We start from the raw sequence: 26,375 nt of genomic DNA on the forward strand, positions 1-26,375 counted from the left end.
ACAAAACAAACTTGTGAAAGGCCGCCGGGCAACCGGCGGCCTTTTGCGTGGTTCATGCTGCGGATCCAGTGCCGAAAGTTTCACCCCATCGTGACTTCCCGCTGAAGCGCTGAGGCGTTATCAGTGCAGCACTCAAGTGAAGGCATCTCGATAGCATGCAGCACACGAATTTCATCAGGACAGGCAGACGGGCCACGGCATGGGCGATGACGGCTCTTGGCGTCCTGTTCCTGTCAGCCGCGCCCGAGGGGGCGACGGCCGGCGAGTTTGCAGAGCCGAAGGGCGTTGTCGAGCTCTTCACCTCGCAGGGTTGCCGCTCCTGTCCTCCGGCCGATCGCGCCTTTGAACGGCTGGTGCGCGATGGCGAGGTCGTGGCGCTGTCCTATCACGTCGACTACTGGAATTACCTCGGCTGGGCCGACACGCTGGCCTCTCCCGAGAACACCGAACGGCAATATGCCTATGCCAAGGCCTTCGGCCGCAGCGGCGTCTACACGCCGCAGGCGGTGCTGAATGGGCGCGAACATCTGAAGGGCACCGACGCTGTCGATATCGACCGGCGGCTCGAGCGGCTCCAGGACGCCGGCAAGGGCCTTGTTGTGCCGATCCGTGCCTCCCGCCATGACGATCAGCTGACGATCTCCGTCGGTGCCGGGAGAGGCAAGGCAAACGTTGTCGTCGTCTATTTCCGTCAGCATCAGACCGTCGAAGTGCTGAAGGGCGAGAATGTCGGGCAGAACCTGGACTACTGGCACAGCGTGACCGATGTGCAGACCGTCGGCATGTGGGACGGCAAGGCTCTCGATCTGACGCTGCCGGCCAAGCGCATGGGCGACGACAAGAGCGACGGCTGCGCCATTCTTCTGCAAGCCGCAGACAGCGAGGGCAATCCCTCGCACATCGTCGGAGCGACGGTGATGATGGACAAGCCGAAGACACTTTGAAGGGAAAAGAACCTGGTGTGGTCCGGCCCGGAAGCATTGGGGGGCTGGGGGTAAGGGGTCAATGCGCCAGACCGGACCGTTTGGCGCACCGCGCCAACCAAGTTAGTTATACTCTATCGCAAAAAGCGGCGCAGGTATGTTCAAATTTGGGCAGCCGCGCGTTTATCCGCTTTGACGCGTGATAATCGTCACAAGAAATCGCCGAATCCCGAAACGACAAAGGCCTGCCCGACATCGCGGGCAGGCCTTTCTCGCAAATAGGGTATGAAAGCTCAGCTCTGGAGCAGCGCGTCGTAGGCAACAACGCTCTTGACGGCACGCTCGCCGATGAGCTTGGCATCGTCGCCCGGCTTGTAGAGACTGGAGCCCAGACCGAAAGCCCGCACGCCGACCTTCCAGTAATCGGCAAAGTTCGCGTCCGACACGCCGCCCACGGCGCCGATCGGCAGATGCGGCGGCAGGATCGCCTTGATCGCGGAGATGCCGCCAGGCCCCAGCACGCTCGCCGGGAAGAATTTAAGCGCCGCCGCACCGCATCTGGCGGCAAGCAGTGCTTCGCTTGGCGTGAACACGCCCGGCATCGCCACCATGCCATGCGAGACGGCACGTCGGATGACATCGGGTTCGACATTCGGGGTGACCAGCAGGTTCCCGCCGACATCGTGCAGGCGATCGACCTGCGCCACTTCCAGAACGGTACCCGCGCCGATCAGCACGTTTGCCGGCGCGCGCTTGCGGGCCTTCTCGATCGAGACGAAGGGATCCGGAGAATTCAGCGGAACTTCGATCGCTTCGAAGCCCGCCTCGACGAGTGCATCAACGGTCGCCTCGATCTCGGTCGGCTTGATGCCGCGCAGGATGGCTACGAGGTTACGACGAAGCGCGGGCCAGGCAACGGAGGCGGTCATCGGTCAGTCCTTGAATTCGTGGTCGAAGAGGGAAAGCGCCGAAGCGAGCAGGCCGCGGCGCACGAGCAGTCCGCCATCGAGCATCACAGGCTCACCACCGGCTTTGGTGATCGCACGGGCATAGAGACGTGTAAGCTTACCGGTCCCGATCAGATAGGCCTTCCCGTGGCGCTGGAGGTCGTCCCGGATAGCCGCGATTTCGGCGCCGATCAAAAGACCGGAAAGGCGCGCGGCCGGGTTGATCTTGGCGTCCGGCGCAAGCAGGCCCTCGGCGCGGATCGAGAAAAGAACGGATGTGAGGGCAAAGCCGGGTTCGAGCGCCTGGGCAACCGCCGCGTCGAAAATCTCAGGATCTGCTTCTGCGTCCCCGTCTTCGGGCACCGACAGCCGCAGGATGGATTGCCGGCTGATCAGGTTGAACAGTTCACCCGTCATCACGGTGGAGAAGCGGCGCACCTGGCCGTCTTCAACGAGCGCCCATTTGGAATGGGTGCCCGGCAGGCAGAAGAGAGCGTTGTCCAGCCTCTGCTCGAGCGCGCCGGCAAGCTGTGTCTCCTCGCCGCGCATGACGTCATAGGCGCCACCCTCGCGCTGGCAAACGCCGGGCAGGATATAGACCGGACGGCTCACGCCTTCCGGCTGGACCGCATGCTGGAAAAGGCCGACCAGCGGGGCGGGCGTTTCCACGTAAGGCGCTTCGCGCCAGCCGGTCCGGGCACCGGCCATTCCGGCGACAACCACCGGCAGATCCGATGGCGCGCCAAGTGCGGAAAGATGCCCTTCCAGCACGGCGGGGTAGGCAGCCTTGTCCAGGCTGCCCATACCCTCAGGCGACTGCCTCTCACCGAGGACCGCGCCCTGGCTGTCGACGAGCCAGATGCGCAGGTTGCTGGTGCCCCAATCGACGAGCGCGGCAAACGGTGATGCAGTCACGTCGGCTCCTTAGGCCAGATCGATCGGCAGCAGGGCGGCCGGGATGTCCTGATAGCAGACCGGTCGCAGGAAGCGGCGGATCGACAGCGTGCCGACGGAGGTCGCGCCGAAGTTCGTGGAGGCCGGGTAGGGACCGCCATGAACCATGCTATCGGCGACTTCGACACCGGTCGGGAAGCCATTGGCAAGCACGCGGCCGGCCTTGCGCTCCAGGATCGGCATCAGACGCTTGCCGAGGGCCTCGTCACCATCGGCGAGATGGATCGACGCGGTCAGCTGACCCGAAAGGCTGCGCGCCATGGCGACCATTTCGTCTTCGCTCTCGGCGATAACGATCAGGCCGAGCGGTCCGAAGACCTCTTCGCCCAGCACGTGGTTGTCGAGCCAGTCCTTCGCCGTCGTCTGGAAGAGATAGGGCGTTGCATTGCGCAGGTCGCAGGTGGAGGTCAGGACCGAACGAACACCTTCGGTGCCGGCGATCTTGGTCGCACCCTTGCGATAGGCATCCGCAATACCGTCCGTCAGCATGGTCTGCGGACCAACGGCCGACAGGGCTTCGGTTGCCGTTTCGACATACTTGTCGGCGTCGGCGCCCTTCAGCAGGACGACGATACCCGGATTGGTGCAGAACTGGCCGGCACCCATGGTGAGCGAACCGACCCAGCCCTTGGCGATGGTTTCGCCGCGGGTGGCAACAGCCTTGGGCAGCATGAACATCGGGTTGACCGAGCCGAGCTCGCCGAAGAAGGGGATCGGCTCCGGACGCTGGGCGCAGAGATCGTAGAGTGCGCGGCCACCGCCGAGCGAACCGGTGAAGCCGACGGCCTTGATCAGCGGATGCTGGACCAGCGCCTGGCCGACGTCACGGCTGCCGCCATGAACCAGCGAGAAGACGCCGGGATGCACGCCGCAGCGCTTGATCGCGGCATCGATGGCCGAAGCCACGATTTCACCCGTGCCCGGATGGGCATCATGCGCCTTGACCACGACCGGGCAACCGGCAGCAAGGGCTGCCGCGGTGTCGCCACCGGCCGTCGAGAAGGCGAGCGGGAAGTTGGAGGCGCCGAAGACGGCGACCGGACCGATCGGGCGCTGGACCATCTTCAGGTCCGGGCGCGGAAGCGGCTTGCGGTCGGGCAGGGCTTCGTCGTGGCGACGATCGAGATAGTCGCCCTTGCGGATATGCGAGGCAAACAGGCGGAGCTGGCCGACGGTACGGCCACGTTCGCCAACCAGGCGGGCTTCCGGCAGGCCGGTTTCCTGAGAACCGATCTCGGTGATCGCGTCACCACGGGCATCGATTTCCTCGGCGATGGCTTCGAGGAATGCCGCACGCTCTTCGCGCGTCGAATAGGCATAGGTCTCGAATGCCTCTTCGGCAGCCTTGGCCGCCTGATCGACGAGGGCAGGGGTACCCTTGGAGAAGGTGTGGGAGGGGCCCGTGGCAGGCGACGAGGCAAAGGTATCCGTGCTGGCAACCCAGTTGCCGGCGATCAGGTGTTTTCCAGTCGGTGTATAGGCCATGGGATGGGCCTCCTTTTCATGTCAGTCTTCGAAGGGAGCGACGACTTTCCGTTCCCCGCAGAGGAAGGAATCCGCCACGATGCGCAGCGGCTGATAGTCAGTGTCGCTCTGGCGGGAGCGGATGAGATGGGCGAAGCGTTCGTAGATGCCCGCATATTCGCGATCCGGGCCGGACGCCTGTTCGGTCCCCTTGATATAGAGTTCCGAGCCGCCCTTTGAAAGACGCAGCTCGCCTTCATTCGTCTGGACTGTGATGTCCCACGTTTGAGGCCCTTCCTGTCGCCAGTCGAATTCGGCCGTAACAGGCGCGCCTTCGACGGTCCGCATGGCGATGGAAGCGGCAATCGGCTGCTTCTTGTTTTCCGGAAACTCGAGAGTGGATTTCTGCACCATGATGTGACCAGGCACGATCTCGGTCAGGATCGACAGGGCGTTGATGCCCGGGTCGAAGACGCCGAAACCGCCCGGCTCCCAGATCCAGGCCTGGCCGGGATGCCAGCGGCGGACGTCTTCCTTCCAGACGATGGAGATCGACTGGATCACCTTGTCCGCCAGCCATTGCTTGGCGGGCTCGACACCGAGGGCAAAGCGCGAGTGCCAGGTGGCAAAGAGCGTTACGCCCGCCTTGGCAGCGAGCTCCGAAAGGGCCTCGGCTTCACCGAGCGTGGTTGCCGGAGGCTTTTCCATCAGCACATGGCGACCGGCAGCAATCGCGGCCTTTGCCATGTCGAAGCGGACTTCCGGCGGCGTGCAGAGCGAGACGACCTTGATGTCAGGACGGGCGGCGAGGAACTCGTCGAAATCCGTGAAGTTCTCGGCCCCCTCGACCTTACCGTGACGGCTGACACCGGCGGCAACGACGAAATCGTCACCGCCTGCGATCGACGGAATGTGCTGGTCGCGGGCGATCTTGCCGATGCCGACAAGCGCGAGCGGAATGCGATCTGCCATGGTCCCGTTCCTCAGTGTGCGTCCTTGCCGACCGGCGAACCGCGGCAGCCCTTCAGGAAGTCGAAGTCGGCACCGGTATCGGCACCCTCGACATGGTCATGGAAGAGTTTCGCATAGCCGCTTGCCGGCGGCTCCACCGGCGGACGCCATTCGGCGAGACGGCGCTGCATTTCCTCGTCCGAGATGTCGAGATGCACGCGACGGGCTTCGACGTCGACTTCGATGAAGTCACCGTTCTTGACGATGGCGAGCGGACCGCCGCGCGCGGCTTCCGGCGAGGTGTGCAGGAGAACCGTGCCGTATGCCGTGCCGGACATGCGCGCATCCGAGATCCGGACCATGTCGGTGATGCCCTTGCGCAGGACCTTCGGCGGAAGGCCCATATTGCCGACTTCCGCCATGCCTGGATAGCCGCGGGGGCCGCAATATTTGAGGACCATGACGCAGGTCTCGTCGATATCAAGCGCCTCGTCGTTGATCTTCGCCTTGTAGTCGTCGATGTCTTCGAAGACCACGGCGCGGCCGCGATGCTTCATCAGATGCGGAGACGCGGCCGACGGCTTCAAGACACAGCCCTTCGGCGCGAGGTTGCCGCGCAGGACCACGATGCCGCCCTGCTGGGTCAGCGCCTTGTCGACCGGCAGGATGACGTCCTCGTTCCAGTTGCGAACGTCCTTGACCTCGTCCCAGATGCTTTCGCCGGAGACGGTCAGCGCATCCTTGTGCAGCTTGCCGGCTTCGCCGAGCATCTTGATAACGACGGGCAGGCCGCCGGCATAGAAGAACTCTTCCATCAGATACTTGCCGGACGGCATCAGGTTGACGATCGTCGGGATATCACGGCCGAGGCGATCCCAGTCGTCGAGCGTGATGTCGACGCCGACGCGGCCGGCCATTGCGAGGATATGCACGACGGCATTGGTCGAGCCGCCGATTGCCCCGTTGACGCGGATCGCGTTTTCGAAGGCTTCCTTGGTCATGATGTCGGAGGGCTTCAGGTCGTCCTTGACCATCTGCACGATGCGGCGCCCGGAAAGCTGCGCCATCACCTTGCGGCGGCTGTCGACGGCCGGGATGGCAGCGTTTCCGGACAGTGCCATGCCGAGGGCTTCAACCATCGACGCCATGGTCGAGGCCGTGCCCATGGTGTTGCAAGTGCCGCTGGAGCGCGACATCGAGGCTTCGGCCTCGAGGAACTCTTCCTGGCTCATCTCGCCGGCCTTCACGGCTTCGGAGAACTTCCACAGATGCGTGCCCGAACCGACGCGCTCGCCGCGGAAATAGCCGTTCAGCATCGGGCCACCGGTGACGACGATCGACGGAAGGTCGGTCGAGGCCGCTGCCATCACGAGCGACGGGGTGGTCTTGTCACAGCCGACGAGCAAAACGGCGCCATCGATCGGCTGACCGCGCATGGCTTCCTCGACGGCGAGCGCCGCAAGGTTGCGATACATCATGGCCGTCGGACGGAAGGTGTTTTCCGACGCCGAGAAGACCGGGATTTCGACCGGGAAGCCACCGGCCTCCCACACGCCTGCCTTCACCTTCTCCGCCAGTTCGCGCAGATGGCCGTTGCAGGGGGTCAGGTCCGACCAGGTGTTGAGGATGCCGATGACCGGACGCCCGTCGAACAGGTCATGCGGATGACCCTGATTCTTCAGCCAGCCACGGTGGTAGATGGTGTCGCGCGACGTGCCGCCATACCAGTGCTGCGATCTCAGTTGGCGCGGCCAGGCCGCCGGTTTGAACTTGCTCATGGCTATCGTCCTGTCTCTGTTGAATGGGCGGGTCGGCAGGCCGATCCGCTCAGAGCATCTTCACCTTGACGGTCTCTGCGGCAGCCTTTGCCAGGCGGTTGCGCAGCGGAAGACCGAATTGCGGGGACTCGATCTCGAACACGTCGCCTTCCTGCGTAACGAAGCCGTCAGCAACCGAAAGCGTCGCCGTGCCATACATGTGCACATGCAGATCGCCGGGCTGGCAGAAAAGCGCGTATTTGAAGTGGTGATATTCGAGGTTCGCGATCGTGTGGGACATGTTGGCCTCACCCGACAGGAACGGCTTTTCCCATACGGTCTGGCCACCACGGATGATGCGCGAGGTACCCTCGACGTGATCCGGCAGGGCGCCGACGCGAAGCTCCGGGCCGAAGGAGGCCGGGCGCAGCTTGGAATGCGCGAGGAAGAGATAGTTGATCTTCTCGGTCACGTGGTCGGAGAATTCGTTGGCGACGGAAAAGCCCAGGCGATGCGCCGTGCCATCTTCACCGATGATGTAGTAGCCGGCCATTTCGGGCTCTTCGCCACCGTCGAGCGCGAAGGACGGGGAGACGAGGTCTTCACCGGGTGCGACCGCGTTGAAGCCATTGCCCTTGTAGAACCACTCCGGCTGAACGCCGATTTCGCCGGGCTTCGGCTTGCCGCCTTCCATGCCCATGCGGAACATCTTCATGGAATCGCTCATGCCGGCCGTATCGGCATGCATGCTGTCGCGGGCCGAGGCCGAACCGGTATGGGTGAGACCCGTGCCGGTCAGATACATGTGCGCCGGATCCGGATGACGGACGGGGCAGTCGAGCTTGCCTTCGGCCGCGAGCGCCACGAGGTCGACGCTGTCGCCGGCACCCTGCTTTTCGATCAGGGTCGCGACATCGGTGCCGGCGGCGATGGCCGCCTTGGCGAGTTCGTAAGTGGTGTTGAAACCTGGGACAAGGCGCGCAGCCTCACCCTGGCGGCAAATGATGCCGCCAGCCTTCAATTGCGAGAGAAACATAAGCCTATCCTCAGACTGCTTTGTTCTTGTTGTAAACGTCGAAGAAGACAGCAGCCAAAAGCACGAGACCCTTGATGAGCTGCTGGTAGTCGATGCCGATACCCATGATCGACATGCCGTTGTTCATGACGCCCATGATGAAGGCGCCGATGACGGCACCGGTAATCTTGCCCACGCCGCCGGATGCCGAGGCACCGCCGATGAAGCAGGCCGCGATGACGTCGAGCTCGAAGCCCACGCCGGCTTTCGGCGTGGCGGAGTTGAGACGGGCTGCGATGATCATGCCGGCAAGTGCTGCCAGCACGCCCATGTTCACGAAGGTCAGGAACACCAGGCGTTCGGTATTGATGCCGGAGAGCTTCGCAGCCTTTTCGTTGCCACCCAGCGCATAGATGCGGCGACCGATGGTCGTGCGGGTGGTGACGAAGGAGTAGAGCGCGATCAGAACACCCATGACGACCAGGACGTTCGGCAGGCCGCGATAGGTGGCCAGCTGATAGCCGAGGAAGATGGCGACCGCGCTGATGATGCCCATCTGCACGGCGAAGAAGACGAAGGGCTCGTTTTCAGTGCCATGTTCGTCGTTCAGGCGACGGTTCTTCATGCCGGAATAGATCGCAAGACCAACGAGGGCCACGACGAGAATGATCGCGACATGGTTGGCGATACCGGTGGTCGCAGGATCCGTCAGCGGCAGGAAATCCGGGATGAAGCCGGTGGAAAGCAGCGTGAATTCCTTCGGGAACGGACCGATCGGGCGACCGCCGAGCGTGACATAGGTCAGGCCGCGGAAGACCAGCATGCCAGCCAGCGTCACGATGAAGGAGGGGATCTTCTGATAGGCGACCCAGTAACCCTGCGCAGCGCCCATCAGGCCGCCGAGCACCAGACACAGCGGCACGACGAGCGAGAAATGCCAGCCCCATTTGACCAGCATCATCGCCGATATGCCGCCGATGAAGGCGACGATAGAGCCGACCGAGAGGTCGATATGGCCGGCGACAATGATCAGCAACATGCCCAGCGCCATGATGACGATGAACGAGTTCTGCAGCACCAGGTTGGTGATGTTGACCGGACGGAAGAGAACGCCGTCGGTCAGGAACTGGAACAGTAGCATGATGACGACAAGCGCGAGCAGCAGTCCGTATTCGCGGATGTTGTTGCGCAGGTAGTCGCCCACGGAGACCTTGGGGGTTTCGGTTCTTGTGTCGATGGCCATTAGTGTTTCTCCCCAGAGCGCATGATGGCACGCATGATGGACTCTTGGCTTGCTTCTTCTTTGGTAAGTTCCGCGACGATGCGACCTTCGTTCATGACGTAGATGCGATCGCAGGTGCCGAGCAGCTCGGGCATTTCCGACGAGATCATCAGAATGCCCTTACCTTCGGCGGCAAGCTGGTTGATGATGGTGTAGATTTCGAACTTCGCCCCGACGTCGATGCCGCGGGTCGGCTCGTCGAGGATCAGGATCTCGGGATTGGTGAACAGCCACTTCGACAGCACGACCTTCTGCTGGTTGCCGCCGGACAGGTTGACGGCTTCCTGGTAGATCGAATGCGACCGGATCCGGAGCTTCTGCCGGTAGTCGGAGGCCACCTTGGCTTCCATGCGGTCGTCGATGACGGTGCCGCTGGACACGCCGTCGAGATTGGCGAGCGTGGTGTTTTCCTTGATGTTGTTCTGCAGCACGAGACCGAGATGCTTGCGGTCTTCGGTCACATAGGCAAGGCCGGCACTGATCGCCTTCGGGATCGTCGACACGTCGACCGGTTTGCCGTGCATCGAGACGTCGCCGGTGATCTTGTGACCCCAGGACTTGCCGAAGATGCTCATGGCGGTCTCGGTCCGGCCAGCGCCCATCAGGCCCGCGATACCGACCACTTCACCGGCGCGCACATTGAAGGCGACGTCGTGCAGGAACTGGCGATCGCGGTGGTTCTGGTGGAAGACGTTCCAGTTCTTCACCTCAAGCAGAACGTCGCCGATCTTCGGATCACGCTTCGGGTAGCGGTCTTCCATGTCACGACCGACCATGCCCTTGATGATGCGGTCTTCGGTGATTTCCTGCGTATGACAGTCGAGCGTTTCGACCGTGCCACCGTCGCGAATGATGGTGATCTTGTCGGCGACCTTGCGAATTTCGTTGAGCTTGTGGGAGATGATGATCGAGGTCATCCCCTGCTTGCGGAACTCCATGAGGAGCGTCAGCAGCGCATCCGAATCCGTTTCGTTGAGCGAAGCGGTCGGCTCGTCGAGGATGAGCAGGCGAACCTTCTTCGACAGCGCCTTGGCGATTTCGACGAGCTGCTGCTTGCCGACGCCGATATCGGTGATGCGGGTCGACGGCGCATCCTTCAGGCCGACCTTTGCCAGCAGCTCTTTCGTCCGCGCAAAGGTCTGGGGCCAGTGGATCACGCCCTTCTGGGCGATCTCGTTGCCGAGGAAGATGTTTTCGGCGATCGACAGGAGCGGCACGAGAGCCAGTTCCTGGTGAATGATGATGATGCCGAGCTCTTCGCTGTCGGAAATCCGTGCGAAGCGACGGACTTCGCCGTCGTAATAGATGTCGCCGTCATAGGTGCCTGCTGGATAGACGCCACTCAGGACCTTCATCAGCGTGGACTTGCCGGCGCCGTTTTCGCCGACCAGCGCGTGGATCTCGCCCTCGCGCACCTTGAAGCTGACATTGTCCAGCGCTTTCACGCCGGGGAATGTCTTTGTGATGCCGCGCATCTCGAGAATGATGTTATCCATGTGCAGAATTCCGGCGCCAGGCCAGCGATCCCGAAAGATCCAGCTGGGGCGCGAGCTCCCTCAATGCGTATAGAAAATGGGTCCGCGACGTGTCGCGGACCCGGATGCGACCCGAAGGATCAGTTGTCGATCTGCTCGGCGGTGTAGTAGCCGGCGCCGACGAGAACGTCCTTGGCATTAGCCTTGTCGAGAGCGACAGGCTTCAGCAGGTAGGACGGAACGACCTTCACACCGTTGTTGTAGGTCTTGTCGTCGTTGATCTCGGGGGTCTTGCCTTCCATGATGGCTTCAACCATCGAGACGGCGACCTTGGCGAGTTCGCGGGTGTCCTTGAAGACGGTCGAGTACTGCTCGTCGGCAAGCATCGACTTGATCGAGGGCAGCTCGGCGTCCTGACCGGTTACAACCGGCATGGTCATGTCGCCCGAACCGTAGCCGACGCCCTTCAGAGCCGACAGGATGCCGATGGACAGGCCGTCATACGGGGACAGAGCGCCGTGCAGCTTGTCTTCGGTGTAGGTCGAGGAGAGCAGGTTTTCCATGCGAGCCTGGGCGACGGTCCCGTCCCAACGCAGGGTACCAACTTGGTCCATACCCATCTGGCCGGACTTGATGACGATGTCGCCGCTGTCGATCAGGGGCTGCAGAACAGACATGGCGCCATCGTAGAAGAAGAAGGCGTTGTTGTCGTCCGGCGAACCGCCGAAGAGTTCGACGTTCCACGGCTTGGTGTCCGGGAACTTCGCCTTGAGGCCGTCAACGAGGCTGGTTGCCTGGAGAACGCCGACCTGGAAGTTGTCGAAGGTGGCGTAGTAGTCGACATTGCCCGAGTCGCGGATCAGACGGTCGTAAGCGATGACCTTGACGCCGGCATCTGCAGCCTTCTGCAAGATGTCGGAGAGCGTCGTGCCGTCGATGGCGCCGATGACGAGAACCTTGGCACCCTTGGTGACCATGTTTTCGATCTGAGCGAGCTGGTTCGGGATATCGTCGTCAGCGAACTGCAGGTCCGGCGTGTAGCCAGCTTCCGTGAACAGCTTTTCCATGGTCTCGCCGTCGGAGATCCAGCGGGTCGACGTCTTCGTCGGCATGGAAATGCCGACCATGCCCTTGTCCTGAGCGTAGGACATGGGCGCGAATGATGCGATGCCGATTGCGAGAGACGCAATCAGGGCGCCAAGTTTCTTCATGGTAACCTCCCTGGTCATACCGTGCGAGGCCAAGCTCCTCCTGGCGCCCGCTGAAACAAGAACGAGTGGCTGACGCAGCAGCCCCCAGCTCCGCGGCGAGTCTTATCGCGGCCCATATACCGATCAAATGATTATTTTGACTTTCTGCATACCATGGTTGATATGTCCTTTATGGCAGAGATCCATATCCAACGATTGCAGCCCAAGCACCTCCAGCTGATCCGCTCGATTGCGGAGCTGGGGCAATTAAGCCTTGCAGCTCAGGAACTTGCACTGACCCAGCCAGCGGCCTCGCGCATGCTGGGCGAAATCGAGCGCTATGTCGGGTCGCCGATTTTCCTGCGCACGCCGAAGGGCATGGAGCCGACAGCCGTCGGCAGCGCACTGGCGCGGCGCGCCCAGAATGTTCTCGAAGAAATGCGCGAGGCCGCCCGAGAAGTGGAGGCCATCCAGCGCGGCTTGACCGGCAAGATCCGGATCGGGGCGGTGACCGGCGGCGCGGTCGGTTATGTGGTCCCGGCGATCCGGGCACTGAAAGCCGAGGCATCCACCATCGACATCCATGTCGATGTGGCGCCGAGCGGAGAGATGATAAGAGATCTGCTGTCGGGACAATATGATTTCGTGCTCGGCCGCATTCCCGCAGGCATCGATGCGCGGCAGTTCCACGTCGAGGGCGCGACGATGGAGGAGGTCGAGATCGTCGTCCACCATAGCCACCCGCTGGTCAATGTCGACCGGCTGAACATTTCCGACATGGCCCATTTCCCCTGGGTGATGCAGGCGCCGGGCACGCCGCTGCGCCAAGCGGTCGAAAACGTCTTCATCGAAGAAGGCGCGCCCATTCCGCGAAACATCGTCAACACCACATCCCTGCTCGTGATGATCGCGATGCTCGCTTCGTCGAATGCGATCGCACCGATGTCGCGGGAGGTGTCCGACCTTCTCTGTCGCCAGACGCCCGTCGGCAATCTGACCACGCTCAAGATGGAAACGCCGATCGAGGTGACGCCCTACCATCTGATCACGCTGAACGGAAAGCGCCTCTCGCCCGTAGCCGCCCGGCTGCGCGAACTCCTGCTCGGCCACTTCATGAGCAGAAGCCGCTGAGGCTTAGCAGGAGGAAAGCAGGGTGCCCGATAAGCTTGCAATTTCGAACATGTCAGGCACACTGTCACCCATCCGTCATGAATCGGAGCTCGTGGAGCATTGATGTCAGAGCAGCCGGAAGGGCAGCGTCGCGACGACGAAGGGGCCGAACGAACCACCAGCGTCGTCGATCTGGGTATCTATCGGCAATCTGTAGACCCGCTCCCCATCACATTTCACCGCCGCGAACTGGATGCCATTCTCTGGATCTACGGACGGATGGTCGGAGAAGGGGAATGGCGTGACTACGCCATCGATCACCTGAAGGACCGGGCCGTCTTCTCCGTCTTCAAGCGCTCGGGTGAATACCCTCTCTACCGGATCGAAAAGAACCCGAAGCTTGCAGCCAAGCAGGGCGCGTTTTCGGTCGTCGGCACCGATGGCCGTATCCTGAAGCGCGGCCATGACCTGCGCCAGGTGCTGAAGGTCTTCGACAAGGCGCTGAAGGCCGCCGACTAGCTCTAAGCCAAGGTACCTGGATAGGTGTCAGGGTCGGGCATGGTCGAATTCCCCTCCCCGAGAGCCTTCTGCATGAAAACCGTGTCGAGCCAGAGCCCGTGCTTGAACCCGGTCCCCGCCAGACGCCCTGCCATTTCGAAACCGCAGCTGCGATGCACCGCAATCGAGCTTTCGCTCGCCCCGCCGACGACGGCAACCATCTGACGGAAGCCCAAGGCCTGGCAGCGAGCCACAAGCTCGGTAAGCAAGGCCTTGCCCACACCCCGCCCGCGGGCGGACGGGTGAATATAGATGGAATCTTCGACGAGCCATCGATAGGCCGGCCGTGTGCGGAACGCAGACGCATAGGCATAACCGAGAAGCGCGCCGGTCTCATCCGTTGCGGCGAGATAGGGATACCCTTTTTCTTTCAGCGCCGCGAAACGGGACGCCATCTCTTGCAGGCCAGGGGGAACGAGCTCGTAACTCGCTGTCCCCCGGGAAACTGCGTCGGCATAGATTTCCGTGACGGATGGAAGATCGTCCGCGACAAGATCGCGAATGAGAAGGCTCATGGTGACACTCCGAACATGCAGCCTTTTGTTCCACGACGGAAAAGTGCAGGCAAGCAGGCGCGTGTCACCATGACATGCAGAAGCTGGATAAACCGAGTGCGCTTTTCGCCTTCACGCGCCTTCAGTCGGCTTGACTCATCCCAAAAACCTTGTAATCCCTCGCCGCGAAGAGGAATTCGGTCCATGCACGCTTTCGGGCAACCCTTCGCGGTCTTCCACCTCCTGCAGCGCTCCGCTGCCGGCGGCGCATGCCATTCTCTTGCATCCACGACCAAGGCCAAAACGACGACGAAAACCGTCTGACGTCTTCGGCCACCGCTCTCTCCCCGGCACGGCCGGGGACAAGGAAGGTTGCGTCCTGTCGCGAACTTCCCCTCACCATCCGCGGAGAGACAGAAAGAGAGCATAGACATGGGTTTCAAGATTGCAGTTGTAGGCGCCACCGGCAATGTCGGGCGCGAAATGCTCAACATCCTCTCCGAGCGTGGTTTTCCGGCCTCGCAGGTCATCGCGCTCGCCTCGGCGCGCTCGCAGGGCACCGAGGTCTCCTTCGGTGACAGCGTTCTGAAGGTCCAGAACCTCGAAAACTACGATTTCTCCGACACCGACATCTGCCTGATGTCCGCCGGCGGCACGATTTCCCAGAAGTGGTCTCCGAAGATCGGTGCCCAAGGCTGCGTCGTCATCGACAACTCCTCGGCCTGGCGCTACGACGCCGACGTTCCGCTGATCGTTCCGGAAGTGAACCCGGATGCGATCGTCGACTTCAAGAAGCGCAACATCATCGCCAACCCGAATTGCTCGACGGCACAGCTGGTCGTAGCGCTGAAGCCGCTGCACGACGTCGCCAAGATCAAGCGCGTGGTGGTTTCGACATACCAGTCCGTGTCCGGCGCCGGCAAGGAAGGCATGGACGAGCTCTTCACCCAGACCCGCGCCGTCTTCGTCGCTGATCCGGTCGAGGCGAAGAAGTTCACCAAGCGCATCGCCTTCAACGTCATTCCGCACATCGACGTCTTCATGGAAGACGGCTACACGAAGGAAGAGTGGAAGGTTCTGGCCGAGACCAAGAAGATGCTCGACCCGAAGATCAAGGTCACCTGCACGGCCGTGCGCGTTCCGGTTTTCATCGGTCACTCTGAATCGGTCAACATCGAGTTCGAAAACGAGATCACCGCCGACCAGGCGCGTGACATCCTTCGCGATGCGCCGGGCTGCCTCGTCATCGACAAGCACGAGAACGGCGGCTACGTCACGCCGGTTGAATGCGCCGGTGAAGATGCGACCTACATCTCGCGTATCCGCGAGGACGCCACCGTCGAAAACGGCCTCAACATGTGGGTAGTCTCCGACAACCTGCGCAAGGGCGCGGCCCTGAACGCGATCCAGATCGCAGAACTTCTGGTCAATCGCGGGCTGATCAAGCCGCGCGCTGCCGCCTGATCATTCTGTCATGAGGCTTCGCGGTTCATCCGGGAAGCCTCATCGGACCTTTCAGCGGAAAGTGATCCGAATTGAGAAATCCTCGGCCTTATGTAAGCGTTCGATGGATGACAGCATCCGCAATCGCTGGCATGGTGCCGCCGATTCGTCCCAAACCACCGTCCTTCATGAGGCATCAATGCGACTGACATCCACTCTGTCGGCAGCTCTGTTTTCCGTAGCCGCCCTGCTGGCCGGCACGCAATCCGCGGCCGCCGCCGCGTGCAGCAACACTTCCGCAGGTTTCGAGGAATGGGCTGCCGCGTTCAAGCAGCAGGCCGAAGGCCAGGGCTTCAGCCCGCGGATGCTCGACAAGGTCTTCTCCTCGGTCAGCTACAGCCGCAGCACGATCAGTGCCGACCGCGGTCAGAAGAGCTTCAAGCTGTCCTTCGACCAGTTCATGCAGAAGCGTGGCGGCCAGACGATCATCAATCGCGGCAAGACCATGAAGAAGAACAACGCGGCGCTCTTCGCACGGCTGGAACAGCGCTACGGCGTGCCGGCAGGTCCGCTGATCGCCATCTGGGGCATGGAAACCGGCTTCGGCTCCTTCCTCGGCAAGGAGCATACACTCTCGGCCGTGGCAACGCTCGCCTTCGACTGCCGCCGCAGCGAATTCTTCACCGACCAGTTCTATGCGGCGCTTGAGCTCGTTCAGGCCGGCAATCTCGACGTGAATGCCAAGGGTGCAGCCCATGGCGAAATCGGCCAGACGCAGTTCCTGCCGCGCAACGTCGTGCGCTACGGCGTCGACGGCGATGGTGACGGCCACATCGACATGGTCCGCTCACGCGCCGACGCGCTTGCCTCGACCGCCAACTTCCTGCGCGGCCATGGCTGGCAGCCGGGCGCTGGCTATCAGCAGGGTGAGCCGAACTTTGCGGCAATTCAGGGCTGGAACGCCGCGACCGTCTATCAGCAGGCGATTGCCCATATCGCAGCGCGCATCGACGCAGAGTAAAACGGAAAGCGGCGGCCTTCGGCCGCCGCAATTCTCAATGCGTATCGACAATCTTTAGCCGGCCGTCAGGCCGCTGCTTCGACATCCAGCCGGGAGAAATCCTGGGTTTTCGGATCCATCAGCCAGAGCTCGCCATTGCTGATGTCGAACCATGCGCCGTGAATGCGCAGCTTTCCCCGCTCTTCGAGGATCTTCACGCAGGGAAAGGTCCTTAAGTTCGCGATCGAATTGCGGATCGAGATGCGCTCGAGCGCCGTCTGGCGTTCACCGGGCGTCATATTGGCATTGCCCTGGATCTGCTCGGCAGCGGGGGCAACTAGGTTCATCCATTTTCCGATGAAATCGCCCGGCGAGAGAGGCTCCGCATTGGGATCGAGCGCGGCGCGGATACCCCCGCAGCGGCCATGACCCATGACAATAATGTCCTGAACCCGCAGTGCCTGCACCGCAAATTCAAGTGCGGCAGAGGTCGAGTGATACTGACCGTCCGGCTCGTAAGGGGGCACCATGTTGGCCACATTCCTGACGACGAAGAGTTCGCCGGGAATGGAATCGAAAATCATCTCAGGGGCCGCCCGCGAGTCGCAGCAGGCAACCACCAGCGTGTTGGGCTTCTGGCCCTGCTCGGCGAGAACGCGGTAACGGTCGCGCTGATCTTGATATCGGCCACCCATGAAATTGCGGTAGCCATTGAGGAGTGCGGGGGGAAAACTGATCATTGTTACCGATTACAGCGCGTGATCACCCGTGGCAACACCGGTAACACGGATTGACATCGGCGCGATCGGATCATGATCTCCCGGGTTTCCGTTGGGCCGGGTGCATGAGGCGACGCAACTGGACCATGGCCATCGGTGTCGACAGGCTGGACGCATCGCTCTCGAGAGCCAGTTCATCACCGCCGCGTTTGGCGGTGCGCGCGAGGATCTCGAACACGCTCGCGGTCGCCGTGCGCAATGCCGTTTCCTCATCGACCCCGTCGAGCAGGCGGGCGAGGAAGACGGCAGCCAGCAGATCTCCCAATCCGTTCGGCGGATTGTCGATCACCCGGTGCTCCGCCAGAAGCGCGGACCGTCCGCTCAACAGGAGATTGCCGGTCCCGCCCGCCATCATCGGCACCGCAGACGTCACCAGCATCCGCTTCGGCCCGAGAGACAGGGCCGCATCGATGATCTGCTGGTTGCTTGAGAGTTCGCTGCCGACCAGCCATTGGAGCTCATAGCGGTTCGGCGTGGCGATATCGGCAATCGGGATCAGGTGGTCACGGATGGCCTCTGCGGTTTCCAGCGGGATATAGAGCCCGCCGAGATCACCCATGACGGGATCGCAGACATAGGTGAGATCGGGGTTTTTCTGATTTGCAGCCTGGACAAGCCGCGCGACCGCAGCCGGCTGTCGCGCACTCCCGAAATAGCCCGTCAGGATGGCGGAGACCTCACCGAGCCAAGGCGCTGCGATCAGATCCTCGATCGCCTTGTCGAAATCGTCATCGGCAAACCGCAGGCGTGTCGCGGGCCCGTGTCCCGGATGCCAGGGCAGAACGATCGTCGGCAGCGCCCATACGGGATGTCCGAGCACCTCGAGTGCGAAGACGGCGGCACGATTGCCCACCGATCCGCGCACCACGTGACTTGAAATGACGATCACTGCGCCCTTTGTTAGTGGCTGCATCTCATGCGACTCCTTGCATCAACCCGGCATTCGAAGCGTTGAAGAACCATATTGGATGAAAATTTCCCGATTTTTATGAATTTCGCCGCATATTTTCGCCTGATTTTTTCCTTCATCTGCCTCATACATACTTTTGCAAGTGATTTGCGGGAACAATAGGCCAAACAGTGCGAGCTTCGGAGGGGTCAATGGGCAAGACTGGGATGACAAAGCGCGAGGAGCTTCTGAATAGGGCAGAGGAGGAGGCGCGCAAACTCGGTCATGCCTATATCCCGCCGAAGGTGATCTTCAGCAGAGCCAGCAACGACGACATCGATCGCTATGACGACGCCATGCTGGCTCGTTCGTCGGTGCGCGCCGCGGCCGACATTGCCGGCTGGAACCGCCAGGCACCGCATATCCGGATCGAAACGATCGACGGGGTCAGTCCCGGCGGTATCCCTGTGAGCGTCCTCTCCATCGTCGATCACAACAAGTCTTTCCTCTATGACAGCCTCATGGGCGAGGTCACCAGTCACTACCGCGACATCTATATGGCGGTGCATCCGATCCTCGCCGTAACGCCCGGCGGTGAGGTCGTGCTCTCCAATCCGGATTCCGATCCGGAAGGCGCGATCAAGGTGAGCTATATCCAGCTTCATCTCGCCCCGCTCAGCGACGAACAGGCGAACGAACTCATCGAACGGCTTCAGCACGTGCTCGCTCAAGTGAAAATGGCGGCCAATGACTGGAAGCCGATGCTGAACCTTTTGGAGACGGCGCTTTCGGAACTGCGCGATCTCTCCGCGGGTCGCAGCGAGGCCGAGCGCGACGAGGCGGTCGCCTTCCTGGAATGGCTGCGGAACAACAATTTCACCTTCCTCGGCATGCGCGAATATGTCTATTCCGGCGAAGGCGAGAATGCGACCGTCGAGCGTGGCAAAGGCAGCGGCCTCGGCATCCTGTCCAATCCGGACGTGCTTGTTCTCCGCCAAGGCCAGAACCAGGTCACGACCACGCCGGAAATCCTTGCCTTCCTGCAGGGACCGGACTTCCTGATCGTCACCAAAGCCAATGTGAAGTCGGTGGTGCACCGCCGCGCTTACATGGACTATGTCGGCATCAAGCGCTTTGGCCCGAACGGAAAAGTCGTCGGCGAATTGCGCATCGTCGGCCTCTTCACGGCAACTGCCTATACCCGCTCGGTCAACCAGATCCCGCTGCTGCGCGCCAAGGTCGAGAAGGTCGTCTCCCACTTCGATTTCGACCCCCGCAGCCATTCGGGCCGCATGCTGCAGAACACGCTCGAAAACTACCCGCGCGATGATCTTTTCCAGATCGCACCGGACCTTCTCGCCAAGTTCTGCGAACAGATCAACGACCTCTCCGAGCGTCCCCGTGTTCGCGTCCTACCGCGCATCGACCATTTCGACCGCTTTGTCTCGCTGATCGTTTACGTGCCGCGCGAAGACTACAATTCCATGGTTCGCGAGAAGATCGGCCTCTATTTCCAATCCGTCTACAAGGGCCATGTCTCGGCCTTCTATCCGGCCTTCCCGGAGGGTGGTGTCGCGCGCGTTCACATCATCATCGGCCGGCGCGAGGGCGCGACGCCCGACATTCCCCAGGCGACGCTCGAAGAAGCGGTTCGCCAGATCACGGCGCGCTGGACGGACCGCTTCGCGGCACTCGCGGGCGTCGGAGCGCCAACGCTCGATGTTGGTCAGGCATTCCAGGAGGCCTTCACGCCGGAAGAGGCAGTCAGCGACCTCAAGCACATCAAGGCCTGCCTTGCCGGTGCGCCTCTGTCGCTTGAGTTCCACGAGGTGGTGAGCGACCACGGGCCCCTGCTCTATCTGAAGATCTTCCACGCCGGCGACCATCTCCCCCTTTCCCGCCGCGTGCCACTGCTCGAAAATCTCGGCTTCCGCGTGATCAGCGAGCGGACCTTCGACATCGAGCTTGGCAGTGACGGGCAGTCGCAGAAGTCTGTCGTCCTGCACGACATGGAACTGCAGGTGCCCGAGGGTGTGAGCTTCGACACGAAGCAGCACGGTGCGCTGATCGAGGGAGCCTTCCTCGATTCCTTCACCGGTGCAGTCGACAATGACGCCTTCAACCGCCTCATTCTCGGTGCAGGCATCAATGCGCGGGAAGCATCCGTGCTGCGCGCCTATGCCGCCTATCTGCGCCAGGCGGGTGCGGTCTATTCGCTGACCTACATGGCGGAAACGCTGGCAAAGCATCCGGCCATCGCAGCGGATCTCGTTCACCTGTTCCGCAACAGCTTCGACCCCTCGCTTACCGACAAGACCCGCAAGGGTCGCCAGACGGAGCTTCTGGAAGCGCTCGAAGGCAAGCTGACCGACGTCAAAAGCCTCGACGAGGACCGGATTCTGCGCCGCTACATCAATGCGATTGAAGCGACGCTGCGCACCAACTTCTTCCAGCAGGCCTATCGTGAGAGCGAACGCCCGATGCTCGCCTTCAAGTTCGATCCGCACAAGCTGGACGGTCTGCCCGAACCGCGTCCCTTCCGCGAGATCTTCGTCTATGGCGTCGAAGTCGAAGGCGTTCATCTGCGCTTCGGCAAGGTGGCCCGCGGCGGCCTTCGCTGGTCGGACCGCGCCCAGGATTACCGCACGGAAGTGCTGGGCCTCGTGAAGGCACAGCAGGTCAAGAACGCGGTGATCGTGCCTGTTGGCGCGAAGGGTGGCTTCTTCCCGAAGCAGCTGCCGCCCGCGACAAACCGCGAAGCCTGGTTTGCCGCCGGCACCGAAGCCTACAAGACCTATATCCGGACGCTGCTCTCGATCACCGACAACATCGTGGCTGGAGAGGTCGTGCCCCCGGCGGATACGCTGCGCCCAGATGGCGATGATCCCTATTTCGTCGTTGCCGCCGACAAGGGCACCGCAACCTTCTCCGACACGGCGAACGGCCTCGCCCAGGAAGCCGGTTTCTGGCTGGACGACGCTTTTGCCTCCGGTGGTTCGGCTGGTTACGACCACAAGAAGATGGGCATTACCGCCCGTGGCGCCTGGGAAACGGTCAAGCGCCATTTCCGCGAGATCGATACCGACATCCAGACCACGCCTTTCACCGTGGCGGGCGTCGGCGACATGTCCGGCGACGTCTTCGGCAACGGCATGCTGCTGTCTGAAAAGATCAGGCTGATCGCCGCCTTCGATCACCGTGACATCTTCATCGATCCCAATCCGGATCCGGCCATCTCCTTTGCCGAGCGCAAGCGCATGTTCAACCTGCCGCGCTCCAGCTGGCAGGACTACGACCGCTCGACGCTCTCGCCGGGCGCGATGATCATTTCGCGTGCCGACAAGTCGGTGAAACTCACGCCGGAAGCCGCCGCCGCGATCGGTCTGGAAACGACGACCGCCACACCGATGGACATCATGACGGCGATCCTGAAGGCGCCCGTCGATCTGCTCTGGTTTGGGGGTATCGGGACCTATATCAAGGCCGCAACCGAGACCGATGCCGAAGTGGGCGACCGCGCCAACGACGCAATCCGCGTCAATGCCACGGATGTCCGTGCCAAGGTGATCGGCGAGGGCGCTAATCTCGGCGTCACGCAGAAGGGCCGCATCGCCTATGCGCTGAACGGTGGCCGATGCAATTCCGATGCGATCGACAATTCGGCCGGCGTCAACTCCTCCGACGTCGAGGTGAACATCAAGATCGCCTTAAGCCCCGCCATGCAGGAAGGACGCCTTCCCCGCGAGAAGCGCAACGTGCTGCTGGCAAAGATGACGGAGGAGGTAGCGGACCTCGTCCTGCGCAACAACTATCTCCAGTCGCTGGCCATCTCCCTGACCGAGGCCAAGGGGCCTGGAAACCGGGAGCCGCTCAGCCGCTTGATGGATTACCTGGAGGGCATGGGGCGCCTGAACCGCAAGGTCGAGACCTTGCCGGATTCCGCCGCCGTTGCGGAACGCTATGTCTCCGGCAAGGCCCTGAGCCGGCCCGAAATCGGTGTCCTTCTCTCCTACGCCAAGATCGTGCTCTTCGATCAACTGGTCGAGTCCGATCTGCCGGATGACCCCTATTGCGAAACGACGCTGTTCAACTACTTCCCGGCTGCCATGCGCGAGGCCTATGCCGCTGAAATTGCCGGTCATCGTCTTCGCCGCGAGATCATCGCAACCGTTCTCGCCAACCATGCCATCAACCGCGGTGGTCCCGGCTTCGTGGTTTCGGTCTGCGACGCCACGGGCAGCACGCCGGCCGGAGTGGTGAAAGCGGCGCTGGTGACCCGCGATGCGCTCGGTCTTTCCGCGCTCTGGGAAAAGATCGACGCCCTGGATGCCAAGATCCCCGGTCAGACACAGAACCGGCTCTACGCGATCGTCGAGGACGTCTACACGGCCATGACGCGGCTGCTGATCGACACCGGCTATGCCAAGGGATCGGTCGGCGATGCGGTCTCCCAGCTGAAGGCCGCTGTTGCCGCGGCAGCGCCCGTCTTCAAGAAGGCGATCCCCGCCACGCTGCGACAGCATTTCGACGATCAGATCGCAGCTCTCACCGAGGCCGGTGCACCGGTGGCTCTGGCAACCGAAGTGGTCAACCTGCAGACCATGCAGCTCTTGCCGGAAATCCTGCAGATCGCCGAACGCACGGGCGCCGACTTTGCCGGCGCCATGCGCGGGTTCTTCGCCGTATCGGAGGCCTTCCGCATCGGCCGCATCGTTGAAAATGCAAGCCGCATCCAGGCGACAGACCACTATGACAGCCTTGCGCTCACCCGCAGCCTGGATCGTATCGGACAGGCGCGCAGACAGATTGTCTGCGCCGCGCTGACGAGCCATGGCAAGGATGCACAGCCCGTCCAGGCCTGGATTGCAACGGACAGGACGCGTGTGGAACGCATCGGCAAGGAACTGGCCTCGATCGTCGACAGCGGCGAACCGAGCATCTCCAAGCTCGCCGTGGCAGCGGGGCTTCTGGGTGATCTTGCGCAAGACCACGTGAGGTGACACTGTCCCGGGCCTGAAAGCCTGTGGGGGTGCGCGTGACGACAAGTGTAGACATGAAATCCAGCCACCGTCCCATCGACAGGGGTGTCGGTGGCTGGATGTTCTTCGACTGGGCCGCACAGCCGTTTTTCACGGTCGTGACGACCTTCATCTTCGGTCCCTATTTCGTCTCGCGCATGACCGATGACGCTGTCAGCGCCCAGACTGCCTGGAGCAATGCGGCGACGATTTCGGGCGTCATCATCGCCATTCTCGCGCCGATCCTGGGGTCGATTGCCGATGAATCAGGTGCCCGCAAACCCTGGATCGCCTTCTTTGCGCTGATCAAGATCGTCTGCCTGGCGCTGCTCTGGACGGCCGCCCCCGGCTCGCCGGTCGCCTTCGTCATGCTGCTGATGATCCTGGCAAGCATCGCGGCCGAGTTTTCCATCGTCTTCAACGATTCCATGATGCCCCGCCTGGTCAGCCAGCAGGATGTTGGCCGTGTCTCCAACATCGCCTGGGGACTGGGCTATCTGGGCGGCATGATCGTGCTGATCTTCGTCGTCCTGTTCCTCGCCGGAAACCCGACGACCGGCAAGACGCTGATCGGCATGGACCCGCTCTTCGGCCTGGATCCCGCAACCGGCGAAGATGCGCGCATCACCGGTCCGATCTCGGCCGTCTGGTACTTTATCTTCATCCTGCCGATGTTCCTCTTCACGCCCGATGCAGCGAAGGGCAAGGCGCTCGGTGCTGCCGTGCGCTCCGGGTTGCGCGAAATCCGCTCGACGCTTGGCGAATTGCGTCACCGCACGAACATCCTGCGCTTCCTGATTGCCCGGATGATCTATCAGGATGGCGTGAACGGACTTCTGGTCCTCGGCGGTGTCTTCGCGGCCGCGATGTTCGGCTGGTCGACCATGGAGATCGGGATCTACGGGATCATCCTGAACGTCGTCGCCATCTTCGGCTGCCTCGTGGCGGGCCGTGTGGACAAAGCGCTGGGCTCCAAGGTTGTCGTCGTCATCAGCCTCGTCATGCTGATCACCGCGACCTTCGGTATCATTTCCACCGGCGTCGACTTCACCCTGTTCGGGCTTGTGAGCCTGCCGATTGCCGGTACGGACGGCATCTTCGCCACGCCGGCCGAGAAGGCCTACATTCTCTACGGTTTGCTGATCGGCATGTCCTTTGGCCCGGTCCAGGCTTCCTCCCGCTCCTATCTCGCACGCAGCGTCGAACTGCAGGAGGCGGGCCGCTACTTCGGCATCTACTCGCTCTCGGGGCGTGCCACCAGCTTCCTCGCAACGCTGAGCTTCTCGGTGGTCACGGCCTGGTCGGGCTCCGCCCGCGCCGGCATGGCGACCCTGCTCGTCTTCCTCATCGGCGGACTGGCACTGCTCTGGTCCACACGCTACCCGGCAACGGACCGCTGATCACGGAAAAGGGCCGGCGGATTTCTCCACCGGCCCCCCTCGGACATGGACGGATATCCGCTCAGTGGCGGAAGTGGCGGACGCCGGTGAAGACCATGGCAACGCCATGCGCATCGGCAGCCGCGATGACCTCATCGTCACGCATCGAACCGCCCGGCTGGATGACGGCGGTTGCGCCAGCGGCGATTGCGGCCAGGAGACCATCGGCGAAGGGATAGAAAGCTTCCGACGCAACCGCAGAACCCTTGGTCAGCGGTTCGGCAAGGCCAAGCGCCTTGGCCGCATCTTCAGCCTTCAGCGCGGCAATGCGGGCGGAATCCACGCGGCTCATCTGGCCGGCGCCGATACCGGCCGTCTGGCCGTCCTTGGCATAGATCACCGCATTCGACTTGACGTGCTTGGCGATCTTGAAGGCGAACTTCATGTCTTCGAGCTCGGTCGCGGTCGGCGGGCGCTTGGTGACGACCTTGAGCTCGAGATCCTCGACCATGACATTGTCGCGGCTCTGGACGAGCAGGCCGCCCGAAACGGTCTTTGCCATGACGCCGCGGGCGCGCGGATCGGGAAGGGCACCCGTCGTCAGCAGGCGAAGGTTCGGCTTGGCCGCGATGATCGCCTTGGCTTCGTCGGTTACCTCAGGCGCAATGATGACTTCCGTGAAGAGCTTGACGATTTCCTGGGCCGTTTCGGCGTCGAGGATCTGGTTGAGCGCAATGATGCCGCCGAAGGCCGAGGTGCTGTCACAGGCCAGTGCCCGCTTATAGGCTTCGACGAGGCTCGATCCGGTGGCCACACCGCAAGGATTGGCGTGCTTGATGATCGCGCAAGCCGGACCGTTTTCCGGCGGGAACTCGGCCACGAGCTCGAAGGCGGCGTCTGTGTCGTTAATGTTGTTGTAGGAGAGCTGCTTGCCCTGGAGGAGGGTTGCCGTCGCGACACCGGGACGATTGTCGCCGGTGACGTAGAAGCCCGCGCTCTGATGCGGGTTTTCGCCGTAGCGCATCTTTTCCTTCAGCACGCCGCCGATCGCGCGATAGGTCGGTATCTCGATCTCGAGAGCCTCCGCAAACCAGTTGGAGATGGCCGCATCATAAGCGGCCGTGCGGGCATAGGCCTTCGCCGCGAGACGCTGACGCAGCGCATAGGTCGTCTGGCCGTCATTGTCGGCGAGGGCCGCAACGACCTCCGCGTAATCGGCGGCATCGGTCACCACCGTGACATAGGCATGGTTCTTAGCCGAGGCGCGGATCATCGCAGGTCCGCCGATATCGATGTTTTCGACGGTTGTCGGATAGTCGCCACCGGCGGCGCGCACCTGCTCGAAGGGGTAGAGATTGATGACGGAGAGGTCGATCGCCTCGATACCATGAGCCTTCATCGCCTCGACATGCTCTGCGTCATCACGGATCGACAACAGACCGCCATGCACCAGGGGATGCAGCGTCTTCACGCGTCCATCCATGATCTCCGGGAAGCCGGTAATCTCCGACACGTCGGTGACCGGCAGTCCGGCCGCGGCAAGCGCCTTGTGGGTACCGCCGGTCGACAGCAGACGCACACCGCGCTGATGGAGCGCCTGCGCAAACTCGACGATGCCGGTCTTGTCGGACACCGAAAGAAGCGCGGTACGCACGCGCACGAGGTCGGGGGCAGGGATCTTCTTGGAAACGACGGCCATGGTTCACTCCGAGCTGGCGGGCGCCCGGAAAAGCGGCAGCGGGCGCGA

Annotated in this window: 20 protein-coding genes; 7 read left to right on the forward strand and 13 right to left on the reverse strand. The window is 62.2% G+C overall.

Annotated features, from left to right (window positions below; genetic code table 11):
* Nucleotides 1-206 precede the first annotated feature (206 nt).
* Nucleotides 207-944: a DUF1223 domain-containing protein gene (locus M1E12_RS18925; RefSeq protein WP_374725530.1), complete on the forward strand. Its 738-nt coding sequence runs from the start codon at nt 207-209 to the stop codon at nt 942-944.
* A 272-nt stretch (nt 945-1,216) separates the two neighbouring features.
* Here M1E12_RS18925 and M1E12_RS18930 read toward each other — a convergent pair whose 3' ends face one another.
* From M1E12_RS18930 to chvE, 9 genes are all read right to left on the reverse strand, one after another.
* Complete coding sequence (locus M1E12_RS18930) at nt 1,217-1,852, reverse strand: 2-dehydro-3-deoxy-6-phosphogalactonate aldolase (RefSeq protein ID WP_479562906.1); 636 nt, start codon at nt 1,850-1,852, stop codon at nt 1,217-1,219.
* 3 nt (nt 1,853-1,855) lie between these two features.
* Nucleotides 1,856-2,785 (reverse strand): 2-dehydro-3-deoxygalactonokinase, encoded by a 930-nt coding sequence (locus tag M1E12_RS18935; protein WP_479562907.1) that lies wholly within the window; start codon nt 2,783-2,785, stop codon nt 1,856-1,858.
* 9 nt (nt 2,786-2,794) lie between these two features.
* The gene (locus M1E12_RS18940) at nt 2,795-4,309 is read right to left on the reverse strand and encodes an aldehyde dehydrogenase (NADP(+)) (RefSeq protein ID WP_479562908.1); all 1,515 of its coding nucleotides are present in this window, start codon (nt 4,307-4,309) and stop codon (nt 2,795-2,797) included.
* 21 nt (nt 4,310-4,330) lie between these two features.
* Nucleotides 4,331-5,260 (reverse strand): Gfo/Idh/MocA family protein, encoded by a 930-nt coding sequence (locus M1E12_RS18945; protein WP_479562909.1) that lies wholly within the window; start codon nt 5,258-5,260, stop codon nt 4,331-4,333.
* 11 nt (nt 5,261-5,271) lie between these two features.
* Nucleotides 5,272-7,017 (reverse strand): L-arabinonate dehydratase, encoded by a 1,746-nt coding sequence (gene araD / locus M1E12_RS18950; protein ID WP_113459096.1) that lies wholly within the window; start codon nt 7,015-7,017, stop codon nt 5,272-5,274.
* A gap of 49 nt (nt 7,018-7,066) precedes the next feature.
* The gene (gene araD1 / locus M1E12_RS18955; protein ID WP_479562910.1) at nt 7,067-8,032 is read right to left on the reverse strand and encodes an AraD1 family protein; all 966 of its coding nucleotides are present in this window, start codon (nt 8,030-8,032) and stop codon (nt 7,067-7,069) included.
* Nucleotides 8,033-8,042: 10 nt separating this feature from the next.
* A complete protein-coding gene (mmsB, locus tag M1E12_RS18960; RefSeq protein WP_136539168.1) occupies nt 8,043-9,254 on the reverse strand; it encodes a multiple monosaccharide ABC transporter permease in 1,212 nt (403 codons plus the stop codon).
* Complete coding sequence (gene mmsA, locus M1E12_RS18965) at nt 9,254-10,789, reverse strand: multiple monosaccharide ABC transporter ATP-binding protein (protein WP_113459099.1); 1,536 nt, start codon at nt 10,787-10,789, stop codon at nt 9,254-9,256. Before mmsA ends, mmsB begins: the two co-directional genes overlap by 1 nt.
* Nucleotides 10,790-10,908: 119 nt before the next feature.
* Entirely contained in the window at nt 10,909-11,979 is a 1,071-nt protein-coding gene (gene chvE / locus M1E12_RS18970) for a multiple monosaccharide ABC transporter substrate-binding protein (RefSeq protein WP_113459100.1), read from the reverse strand.
* 171 nt (nt 11,980-12,150) lie between these two features.
* On the opposite strand from chvE, the gene M1E12_RS18975 reads away from it, so the two are divergent.
* Both M1E12_RS18975 and M1E12_RS18980 read left to right on the forward strand, forming a co-directional pair.
* Nucleotides 12,151-13,089: a LysR family transcriptional regulator gene (locus M1E12_RS18975; protein WP_136539166.1), complete on the forward strand. Its 939-nt coding sequence runs from the start codon at nt 12,151-12,153 to the stop codon at nt 13,087-13,089.
* A gap of 102 nt (nt 13,090-13,191) precedes the next feature.
* Nucleotides 13,192-13,587 carry a DUF2794 domain-containing protein gene (locus M1E12_RS18980; RefSeq protein ID WP_136539164.1) on the forward strand — a complete coding sequence of 132 codons (396 nt, stop codon included), beginning with the start codon at nt 13,192-13,194 and terminating at the stop codon, nt 13,585-13,587.
* Between the two features lie 2 nt (nt 13,588-13,589).
* On the opposite strand, the gene M1E12_RS18985 is transcribed toward M1E12_RS18980, so the two are convergent.
* Complete coding sequence (locus M1E12_RS18985) at nt 13,590-14,141, reverse strand: N-acetyltransferase family protein (RefSeq protein ID WP_479562911.1); 552 nt, start codon at nt 14,139-14,141, stop codon at nt 13,590-13,592.
* 411 nt (nt 14,142-14,552) lie between these two features.
* Here M1E12_RS18985 and M1E12_RS18990 point away from each other — a divergent pair, with 411 nt between their 5' ends.
* Together M1E12_RS18990 and M1E12_RS18995 are read left to right on the forward strand one after the other, a co-directional pair.
* A complete protein-coding gene (locus M1E12_RS18990; RefSeq protein ID WP_113459104.1) occupies nt 14,553-15,584 on the forward strand; it encodes an aspartate-semialdehyde dehydrogenase in 1,032 nt (343 codons plus the stop codon).
* 178 nt (nt 15,585-15,762) lie between these two features.
* Nucleotides 15,763-16,584, forward strand: a complete 822-nt coding sequence (locus tag M1E12_RS18995) for a lytic murein transglycosylase (RefSeq protein ID WP_113459195.1) — start codon at nt 15,763-15,765, stop codon at nt 16,582-16,584.
* Between the two features lie 65 nt (nt 16,585-16,649).
* Here the strand turns inward: M1E12_RS18995 and M1E12_RS19000 are convergent, their stop codons facing one another.
* The gene (locus tag M1E12_RS19000; RefSeq protein ID WP_113459105.1) at nt 16,650-17,303 is read right to left on the reverse strand and encodes a carbonic anhydrase; all 654 of its coding nucleotides are present in this window, start codon (nt 17,301-17,303) and stop codon (nt 16,650-16,652) included.
* Between the two features lie 70 nt (nt 17,304-17,373).
* On the reverse strand, nt 17,374-18,255 hold the full coding sequence (gene pdxY, locus M1E12_RS19005) for a pyridoxal kinase PdxY (protein WP_479562912.1): 882 nt from the start codon (nt 18,253-18,255) through the stop codon (nt 17,374-17,376).
* A gap of 188 nt (nt 18,256-18,443) precedes the next feature.
* On the opposite strand from pdxY, the gene M1E12_RS19010 reads away from it, so the two are divergent.
* Both M1E12_RS19010 and M1E12_RS19015 read left to right on the forward strand, forming a co-directional pair.
* Nucleotides 18,444-23,231 carry an NAD-glutamate dehydrogenase gene (locus M1E12_RS19010; protein WP_479562913.1) on the forward strand — a complete coding sequence of 1,596 codons (4,788 nt, stop codon included), beginning with the start codon at nt 18,444-18,446 and terminating at the stop codon, nt 23,229-23,231.
* 53 nt (nt 23,232-23,284) lie between these two features.
* Nucleotides 23,285-24,649, forward strand: a complete 1,365-nt coding sequence (locus tag M1E12_RS19015; protein ID WP_479564922.1) for an MFS transporter — start codon at nt 23,285-23,287, stop codon at nt 24,647-24,649.
* A gap of 61 nt (nt 24,650-24,710) precedes the next feature.
* Here M1E12_RS19015 and purH read toward each other — a convergent pair whose 3' ends face one another.
* Complete coding sequence (purH, locus tag M1E12_RS19020) at nt 24,711-26,327, reverse strand: bifunctional phosphoribosylaminoimidazolecarboxamide formyltransferase/IMP cyclohydrolase (RefSeq protein ID WP_479562914.1); 1,617 nt, start codon at nt 26,325-26,327, stop codon at nt 24,711-24,713.
* Nucleotides 26,328-26,375: the final 48 nt, after the last annotated feature.

Source organism: Rhizobium sp. K33, from assembly GCF_056501445.1.

What these genes read in the sequence shown, in the direction of transcription:
- mmsB (WP_136539168.1), bottom strand. Translation starts at nt 9,254, where the DNA reads ATGGCCATCGACACAAGAACCGAAACCCCCAAGGTCTCCGTGGGCGAC.
- M1E12_RS18980 (WP_136539164.1), top strand. Translation starts at nt 13,192, where the DNA reads ATGTCAGAGCAGCCGGAAGGGCAGCGTCGCGACGACGAAGGGGCCGAA.
- M1E12_RS19015 (WP_479564922.1), top strand. Translation starts at nt 23,285, where the DNA reads ATGAAATCCAGCCACCGTCCCATCGACAGGGGTGTCGGTGGCTGGATG.
- M1E12_RS18995 (WP_113459195.1), top strand. Translation starts at nt 15,763, where the DNA reads ATGCGACTGACATCCACTCTGTCGGCAGCTCTGTTTTCCGTAGCCGCC.
- M1E12_RS18945 (WP_479562909.1), bottom strand. Translation starts at nt 5,260, where the DNA reads ATGGCAGATCGCATTCCGCTCGCGCTTGTCGGCATCGGCAAGATCGCC.
- araD1 (WP_479562910.1), bottom strand. Translation starts at nt 8,032, where the DNA reads ATGTTTCTCTCGCAATTGAAGGCTGGCGGCATCATTTGCCGCCAGGGT.
- M1E12_RS18940 (WP_479562908.1), bottom strand. Translation starts at nt 4,309, where the DNA reads ATGGCCTATACACCGACTGGAAAACACCTGATCGCCGGCAACTGGGTT.
- M1E12_RS19010 (WP_479562913.1), top strand. Translation starts at nt 18,444, where the DNA reads ATGGGCAAGACTGGGATGACAAAGCGCGAGGAGCTTCTGAATAGGGCA.
- M1E12_RS19000 (WP_113459105.1), bottom strand. Translation starts at nt 17,303, where the DNA reads ATGATCAGTTTTCCCCCCGCACTCCTCAATGGCTACCGCAATTTCATG.
- araD (WP_113459096.1), bottom strand. Translation starts at nt 7,017, where the DNA reads ATGAGCAAGTTCAAACCGGCGGCCTGGCCGCGCCAACTGAGATCGCAG.
- M1E12_RS18930 (WP_479562906.1), bottom strand. Translation starts at nt 1,852, where the DNA reads ATGACCGCCTCCGTTGCCTGGCCCGCGCTTCGTCGTAACCTCGTAGCC.
- chvE (WP_113459100.1), bottom strand. Translation starts at nt 11,979, where the DNA reads ATGAAGAAACTTGGCGCCCTGATTGCGTCTCTCGCAATCGGCATCGCA.
- M1E12_RS18990 (WP_113459104.1), top strand. Translation starts at nt 14,553, where the DNA reads ATGGGTTTCAAGATTGCAGTTGTAGGCGCCACCGGCAATGTCGGGCGC.
- M1E12_RS18985 (WP_479562911.1), bottom strand. Translation starts at nt 14,141, where the DNA reads ATGAGCCTTCTCATTCGCGATCTTGTCGCGGACGATCTTCCATCCGTC.
- purH (WP_479562914.1), bottom strand. Translation starts at nt 26,327, where the DNA reads ATGGCCGTCGTTTCCAAGAAGATCCCTGCCCCCGACCTCGTGCGCGTG.
- mmsA (WP_113459099.1), bottom strand. Translation starts at nt 10,789, where the DNA reads ATGGATAACATCATTCTCGAGATGCGCGGCATCACAAAGACATTCCCC.
- M1E12_RS18975 (WP_136539166.1), top strand. Translation starts at nt 12,151, where the DNA reads ATGGCAGAGATCCATATCCAACGATTGCAGCCCAAGCACCTCCAGCTG.
- pdxY (WP_479562912.1), bottom strand. Translation starts at nt 18,255, where the DNA reads ATGCAGCCACTAACAAAGGGCGCAGTGATCGTCATTTCAAGTCACGTG.
- M1E12_RS18925 (WP_374725530.1), top strand. Translation starts at nt 207, where the DNA reads ATGACGGCTCTTGGCGTCCTGTTCCTGTCAGCCGCGCCCGAGGGGGCG.